The organism is Kiloniellales bacterium, from assembly GCA_030064845.1.
Lineage (GTDB): Bacteria > Pseudomonadota > Alphaproteobacteria > Kiloniellales > JAKSDN01 > JASJEC01.
Window position 1 is genome coordinate 1 of sequence record JASJEC010000112.1, and the last position, 7,236, is coordinate 7,236.

The following is a 7,236-nucleotide window of genomic DNA, read 5'->3' on the forward strand; positions in this document are numbered from 1 at the left end:
ATCGCGCCGAGGGTGTTCAGGCCGTCGCCTTCTCCGGTTATGTAGGCGCGGCCGTCGAAATCATGGCAGATCGCGCAGATCGTCTGGAACAACCGGCGCCCCTCATCCGGGCGGCCTCGGACCCTGCGCGTGTTCGAGTCGATCTGGGCGGTCGGATCGTCCTGGCCATTGGCGACGAAGAGCGCCAGGGCCGAGAGCGCATTGTCCGGGATCATTTCCTCGGTAAAGCCGTGCTCCGGCGCGCGCAGGATGCGCTCGATCTCTTTGGGGTCCGCCCCGACCTTGCCGTTGATGCCTTTGATGCCGGTGTAGTTCGGGCCGCTGGCGAAGTTGCCGTCACGGCCGCGATAGTCCCATCCGTGGCAGGAAACGCAGCGCCAGGTCTCCAGATCCGCCGCGACGCCGGCCTTGGGGTAGGAGGGGTGACGGCCGGCCGGCGGGTCGACCAGCAACACAACCCACCAGAGATCGTAGAGACGGCCGCCGTAGGCCAGCACCCAATCGTCGCTCGGGTTGTCGGGAACGCCGTAGAGGTAGCTTTGATAGAACCCCTTATCGAGCGTGTCGTCCGGCAGGAACTCCCAATTGAAGTCGGACGACTCGGACTGGCTCTGGGCCCGCGCGTCGGGACTCGAGAACAGCAACACTGACGCCAGCGAGGCGGCCAGAGCGAAGCAGGAAAAACCGCGCGCGGCGGCGCTTGCGAGGTTCGAAGCGGACATGCCGGTGAAGCACCTTCGGTTTGTTGAGACTCGGGCGTTTGTTGAGGGTCGAGGCATCCTTGACGCGGTATGGTTGATGTCAAGTTACTTCGGTTGCCATGATCCATGTCAAATGAATGACCCCTTCAGCCTTTCAGGTCTGAAAGATCAACTGCGTCCGGTCCGCGGCGAACCGAGTACGGCTGAACTGCACCGGCTTGCCGGCCTCGTCGACGTTCACACTCTCGACCGCGAGAACCGGCCGGCTCCGGGCCTGGCGCAGCTGCGCGGCTTCCTCGTCGGTCGGCATGCGTGCGGTAACGCGGGTGACCTTGCGCCAGTAGTCTTCCAGGCCGTGACGCGCGAATGCCCTGGTGATGGAGCGGGTCTCTTGGTAGACCGCGATCAGGTCGGGAAAGCGGCTGGCCGGGAAGAAGCCGCTGTTCATCGAGAGGGCCTGGCCGTCGACCTCGTGGAAGGTCTCGAGAAAGAGACAGGGCGTCCTGCGACGGACGCCGAGTTCCCGCGCAATCTCCTCGTCCGCCTCGATTCGCGCGCTGCGCAGTAGGAACCCCACGGCTTGCCGGTTCTGGCGCGAGATGATCTCGCTGAAACGGGTTCGCTTGCCGATCAGGTATTCGACCACGTTGTCTTGGACGAAGGTGCCGCGGCCCTGCTCGATCCGGATCAGGCCCCGTTCGGCGAGCGCCGCCATGGCCTGACGGAGGGTATGGCGGTTCACGCCGAAACTCGCGGCCAGCGTCGCCTCGGTCGGCAGCTTCTGTCCGCCGGCCAAGACGCCCCGGGCGATCTCGTCCGCGAGGCGCTGCTCGATCTGGCGCCAGAGGGCGACACCCTGGCCACGTTCCAGTCCTCGACCGTCGCTGGTCTCTGTCACCAAAACTTCATTCCTGCGCCTTGCTCCCGGCATGAAAGGGAGGCATGATTAGAAAAGATATGGACGTCTAGACGAATACTATCAAACATCCGGGTGGGACACGCAAGGTGCAAGACGCCGACGGACATAAGACAGCAGCCGAAACCGCTGCGGATCCGGCGATCGCGGCGCGACGGGCTTGGATGTCCTTGCTGGCCAGGGCGTCGCCCGAAGATCTCGAGGCGGTGTGGGATGCCCTGGAGGACCCGCCGAGCCGCCGTTGGCTGCGCAGGCCAGAGACCGGCCTGGTCATGGTGCGCGGACGGGCCGGCGGCACGGGACAGGCGTTCAATCTCGGCGAGATGACGGTGACTCGCTGCGTGCTTGCGACGGAAGAGGGCTATAGCGGCCACGCCACCGTGGCCGGGCGCGACGCCCGCCACGCCGAGCTGGCGGCCTGCTTCGACGCCTTGCTGCAGGACCCGCGGCGCCGGCCGGCCCTGGAACGGGACCTTCTTGCCAGGCTGGAGCGCGCCCGGGCGGCGGCCGACAGGGCGCGGGCGGCGGCCGCGGCCGCGACCAAGGTCGAGTTCTTCACGCTCGTGCGCGGCGAGGACTGAGGGCCATGACCGCGCCAAACGCCGATCTGCCGCCGACGGCGGGCTTCGACGATCCGGTGATGGAAAGCCAGGAGGTCTTCCGCGCGGTGCTGGCGGCCATGGCGCAACCGGGCAGGGTGCAGGACGTCTCGCCCAATCTGGACCCGCCGGCGCCGCTGGGCCCAGTGGCCGCCGCCGTCTGCCTCACGCTGCTCGATGTCGATACCCGGCTCTGGCTCGACCCCGCGGCCCGCGGCTCCGACGGCCTGCGCCGGTTCCTCGCCTTTCACTGCGGCAGCCCGCTGACCGAGGACCCGGCGGAGGCGGGCTTCGCGCTGATCGCCGAGACCGGGGCCGTGCCGGCGCTGGAGCGGTTCAACCAAGGCAGCGCGGCCTATCCCGACCGCTCGACCACGCTGATCCTGCAGGTCGAGGAGATCCGGGCCGGCGCGGGCCCCCGCCTGTCCGGTCCCGGCATCGCCAATAGCCAGCGCTTCGACGCCGGGCCGCTGCCGCCCGGCTTCTGGTCTCAGGCGGCGGCCAACCGGGCACGCTTTCCGCGCGGGGTCGACCTGATCTTTGCCGCGCCGTCCCGTCTCGCCGCGCTGCCGCGCTCGACGCGGGTGGAGGTCGACTGATGTACGTCGCGGTCAAAGGCGGGGAGAAGGCGATCGCCGCGGCGCATCGTCAGCAGGCCGAGGCGCGAAGGGGCGACCCCAAGGTGCCCGAGCTCTCGCTCGCGCAGATCTCCGAGCAGCTCGGCCTGGCGGTCGACCGGGTCATGTCCGAGGGCTCGCTCTACGACCGCGAGGCCGCCGCCCTGGCGATCAAGCAGGCGCGGGGCGACCTGATCGAGGCGATCTTCCTGCTGCGCGCATACCGGACGACCCTGCCGCGTGTGGGCTACAGCGAGCCGCTGGACACCGGCGCCATGGCCGCGGTGCGGCGCATCTCGGCGACCTTCAAGGATCTTCCCGGCGGCCAGGTGCTCGGCCCGACCTTCGACTACACCCACCGGCTGCTCGACTTCTCCCTGGCGGCGGAGGGCGGCGGGCCGCCGCCGCAGGAAGAGGCGCAGGCCCCCGATCACGCGACCAGCGACGGGACCGAGGCGATGCCGCGCGTCGTGGACCTGCTCGACCGCGACGGCTTGATCGAGCGCGAGGCGCCCTCGGACGAACGCGAGGTCGGCGACCTGACCCGGGCGCCGCTGAGCTTCCCCGCGGACCGCGACCTGCGCCTGCAGAACCTGGCACGCGCCGACGAGGGCTTTCTGCTCGGCCTCGGCTATTCGACCCAGCGCGGCTACGGCCGGACCCACCCCTTCGCCGGCGAGATCCGCCACGGGCGGGTGGCGATCGAGGTGGTGTCGGAAGACCTCGGGTTCGCGGTCGAGATCGGCGAGATCGCCGTCACGGAGTGCCAGATGATCAATCAGTTCAAGGGCTCGGCCGACGTGCCGCCGCAGTTCACCCAGGGCTACGGGCTCGCCTTCGGTCACTCCGAGCGCAAAGCCATGGCCATGGCGCTGGTCGACCGCGCGCTGCGCGCCCGGGAACTTGGCGAAGCGGTCGATGCGCCCGCCCAGGACGAGGAGTTCGTGCTGTCGCACAGCGACAACGTCCAGGCCACGGGCTTCGTCGAACACCTGAAACTGCCGCACTACGTCGACTTCCAATCGGAACTCGAACTGGTGCGCAAGATGAGGGCCTCCCATGAGCCGGGCGCGAACGAAGCCGCGGAATAGCGCCCGGACCGAGCGCGATCCCGCCTACAACTTCGCCTTCCTGGACGAGTCCACCAAGCGCATGATCCGGCGCGCCCTGCTCAAGGCGGTGGCCATCCCCGGCTACCAGGTGCCTTTCGCCAGCCGCGAGATGCCCATGCCCTACGGCTGGGGCACCGGCGGCGTGCAGGTGACGGCCGCGATCATCGGGCCGGACGACGTGCTCAAGGTGATCGATCAAGGCGCCGACGACACCACCAACGCCGTGTCGATCCGCCGCTTCTTCGAGCGCACGACCGGCGTCGAGACGACCGGCGATACCGGCGACGCCAGCATCATCCAGACCCGGCACCGGATCCCGGAGCAGCCTCTGCGCGAGGATCAGATCCTGGTGTTCCAGGTGCCGATTCCCGAGCCCCTGCGCTTTCTCGAGCCGAGGGAGACCGAGACCCGGACCATGCACGCGCTCGGCGACTACGGTCTGATGCACGTCAAGCTCTACGAGGATATCGCCCGGCACGGACACATCGCCACGACCTACGCCTACCCCGTGATGGTCGACGACCGCTACGTCAGCGATCCCTCGCCGACGCCCAAGTTCGACAATCCCAAGATGGACCGCATGGCCGCCCTGCAGCTGTTCGGCGCAGGGCGGGAGAAACGGATCTACGCGATCCCGCCCCATACCAAGGTCGTGAGCCTCGACTTCGAGGACCATCCCTTCGAGGTCCAGCGCTGGTCGGAGACCTGCGCGCTCTGCGGCTGCGCGAATTCCTTCCTCGACGAGATCGTGACCGACGATCGCGGCGGGCGCATGTTCGTCTGCTCGGATACGGACTTCTGCGCCAAGCGGCGCGGCGAGGGCGGGGAGGGCGCGGCGTGAGCGCACCCGAAGGCCCCCTGCTGCGCGCCCAAGGCGTGACCTACGCCTACGGCGCGCAGCTCGGCTGCCGCGACGTCGGCTTCGACCTCTGGCCGGGGGAGGTGCTCGCGATCGTCGGCGAGTCGGGATCGGGCAAGACCACCCTGCTGCGCTGCCTCTCGGCCCAGCTGCCGCTGCAGAGCGGCAGCGTGGCCTACCGGCGGCGCGGCGACGTCCTGGTCGACTTGGCCTCGCTGACGGAATCGGAGCGGCGTTTCCTGATGCGCACCGACTGGGGTTTCGTGCACCAGACCCCGCGCGACGGCCTGCGCATGACGGTGAGCGCCGGCGGCAATATCGGTGAGCGGCTGATGGCGGTCGGCCAGCGCCACTACGGCCGGATCCGCGGCGCGGCGGAGGACTGGATGGGGCGGGTCGAGCTCGACCAGGATCGGATCGACGACACGCCCGCCGCCTTCTCCGGCGGCATGCAGCAGCGGCTGCAGATCGCGCGCAACCTGGTGACCCATCCCCGGCTGGTGTTCATGGACGAGCCGACCGGCAGTCTCGACGTCTCAGTGCAGGCGCGTCTGCTCGATCTGCTGCGCTCGCTTGTGCTCGAGCTGGGACTCTCGGCGGTCGTGGTCACCCACGACCTGGCGGTCGCCCGGCTGCTGTCGCACCGGATGATGGTGATGCACACGGGCCAGGTGGTCGAGAGCGGCCTGACCGATCGCGTGCTGGACGACCCGGAGCATCCCTATACCCAGATGCTCGTATCCTCGATTCTCCCGGTATGAGCGAGGCGGATATGGAAGAAACGGCGCTCCTGGTGGCACGCGAGCTTCATAAGACCTTCACATTGCATACACAGGGCGGGATCAGGCTGCCGGTTCTGTCCGGCGTTTCTTTGGCGGTTCAACCTGGAGAATGCCTAGCGCTGACAGGTCCATCGGGGGCGGGAAAGTCGACTCTCTTGCGCTGCCTCTACGGCAACTATATGCCGCAGGCCGGCGAGGTCCTGGTCCGTCATCGCGGCGGGATACTCGACCTGGTCGCGGCCGAGCCGCGCGAGATCCTGGACGTGCGCCGCACCACGCTCGGCTATGTCAGTCAGTTCCTGCGGGTCATACCGCGGGTCGCGACGCTCGACCTGGTCTGCGAGCCGCTCCGCGCCCTGGGGATCGCGCCGGACGCGGCCAGGTCGCGGGCGCAGGAGCTCCTGCGCCGCCTGCGGATACCCGAAGCGCTCTGGCCTCTGCCGCCGGCGACCTTCTCCGGCGGCGAGCAGCAGCGCGTCAACATCGCGCGGACCCTGATCGTCGACTACCCGATCCTGCTGGTCGACGAACCGACGGCGTCGCTGGATGCCGCCAACCGCGGCACCGTTCTGGAATTGCTCGGCGAAGCCCGCGACCGGGGCGCGGCGATCGTCGGCATCTTTCACGACCGCGACGCGCGCCGGGCGATCTGCGATCGGGAGTTCCCCATGACCCTGGAAAGCCGCGCGGCATGAAACCGGAAGTCGCGCTGACCAACGCGAGAGTGGTGCTGGCGGACCGCGAGATCGACGGCACCGTCGTCTTGTCCGGCGGCCGGATCAGCCGTGTCGAAGAAGGGCGCAGCCGCCTGCCTACGGCCCAGGACATGGAGGGCGACTATCTGCTCCCGGGCCTGGTCGAGCTGCATACCGACAATCTCGAAGTCCACCTCGCGCCGCGCCCGGGCGTGATCTGGCCGACGCTGCCCGCGCTCCTGGCCCACGACGCCCAGATCGCCGCCGCCGGCATCACGACGGTGCTCGACGCCCTGCGCATCGGCGACCGCCACTCGGACACCTACCGTCTCGACCGGGTCCGTGACACCGTCGGGCATATCGCCGAGGCGCAGCGCAGGGGCCGGCTCCGGGCCGAGCACTGGCTTCACCTCCGCTGTGAAGTATCGGTCAGCAACGTATTGAATCACTTTGATCATTTTGGTGAAGAGCCGCTGCTTTCCCTGGTTTCCGTGATGGACCACACGCCCGGACAGCGGCAGTTCGTCGATGTCGAGCGTTTCAAGGAATACTACCAGGGGCGCTACAAGCTGGACCGCGCCGCGGTCGACGCGATGATCGCCGCGCAGACCGAGGACCATCATCGCTTCGCTGCCGGCAACCGGATCCGCCTGGCCGGGGCCTGCCGGGAACGCAACCTGCGGCTGGCCAGCCACGACGACGCCACCGAGGCGCACATCGAGGAGGCGGCGGGGCTCGGCTTCACGATCTCCGAGTTCCCGACCACGATCGAGGCGGCGCAGGCCGCCGGCCGGCGCGGCCTGGAGACCGTCGCCGGCGCGCCCAACGTGGTGCGCGGCGGCTCCCACTCCGGCAACATCGCCGCGATCGAGCTGGCCGCCCAGGGCGCTCTCGACGCGCTTTCGTCGGACTACGTGCCGGTCAGCCTGCTGCACAGCGCCTTCATCCTGCACCG

9 protein-coding genes are annotated in these 7,236 nt (G+C 68.8%); 7 read left to right on the plus strand and 2 right to left on the minus strand.

From position 1 onward, the window contains the following. Both QNJ67_23280 and phnF read right to left on the minus strand, forming a co-directional pair. Positions 1 to 722, minus strand: a 722-nt coding sequence (locus QNJ67_23280) for a hypothetical protein (protein ID MDJ0611914.1), incomplete at its 3' end; no start/stop codon positions are given. A gap of 133 nt (positions 723 to 855) precedes the next feature. Then, on the minus strand, positions 856 to 1,599 hold the full coding sequence (phnF, locus tag QNJ67_23285) for a phosphonate metabolism transcriptional regulator PhnF (protein MDJ0611915.1): 744 nt from the start codon (positions 1,597 to 1,599) through the stop codon (positions 856 to 858). Between the two features lie 161 nt (positions 1,600 to 1,760). Here phnF and phnG point away from each other — a divergent pair, with 161 nt between their 5' ends. The 7 genes from phnG to QNJ67_23320 all read left to right on the plus strand — a co-directional run. Continuing rightward, the gene (gene phnG, locus QNJ67_23290) at positions 1,761 to 2,198 is read left to right on the plus strand and encodes a phosphonate C-P lyase system protein PhnG (GenBank protein ID MDJ0611916.1); all 438 of its coding nucleotides are present in this window, start codon (positions 1,761 to 1,763) and stop codon (positions 2,196 to 2,198) included. 5 nt (positions 2,199 to 2,203) lie between these two features. After that, positions 2,204 to 2,815: a phosphonate C-P lyase system protein PhnH gene (gene phnH / locus QNJ67_23295; GenBank protein MDJ0611917.1), complete on the plus strand. Its 612-nt coding sequence runs from the start codon at positions 2,204 to 2,206 to the stop codon at positions 2,813 to 2,815. Next, positions 2,815 to 3,924: a carbon-phosphorus lyase complex subunit PhnI gene (locus QNJ67_23300; protein MDJ0611918.1), complete on the plus strand. Its 1,110-nt coding sequence runs from the start codon at positions 2,815 to 2,817 to the stop codon at positions 3,922 to 3,924. Before phnH ends, QNJ67_23300 begins: the two co-directional genes overlap by 1 nt. After that, a complete protein-coding gene (locus QNJ67_23305) occupies positions 3,893 to 4,786 on the plus strand; it encodes an alpha-D-ribose 1-methylphosphonate 5-phosphate C-P-lyase PhnJ (GenBank protein MDJ0611919.1) in 894 nt (297 codons plus the stop codon). The genes QNJ67_23300 and QNJ67_23305 overlap by 32 nt, the downstream gene beginning before the upstream one ends. A 17-nt stretch (positions 4,787 to 4,803) precedes the next feature. Next, positions 4,804 to 5,565 (plus strand): phosphonate C-P lyase system protein PhnK, encoded by a 762-nt coding sequence (gene phnK, locus QNJ67_23310; GenBank protein MDJ0611920.1) that lies wholly within the window; start codon positions 4,804 to 4,806, stop codon positions 5,563 to 5,565. A gap of 11 nt (positions 5,566 to 5,576) precedes the next feature. Then, a complete protein-coding gene (gene phnL / locus QNJ67_23315; GenBank protein MDJ0611921.1) occupies positions 5,577 to 6,281 on the plus strand; it encodes a phosphonate C-P lyase system protein PhnL in 705 nt (234 codons plus the stop codon). After that, positions 6,278 to 7,236 (plus strand): alpha-D-ribose 1-methylphosphonate 5-triphosphate diphosphatase (locus QNJ67_23320; GenBank protein MDJ0611922.1); only part of this gene is annotated, 959 nt, incomplete at its 3' end. The genes phnL and QNJ67_23320, both read left to right, overlap by 4 nt.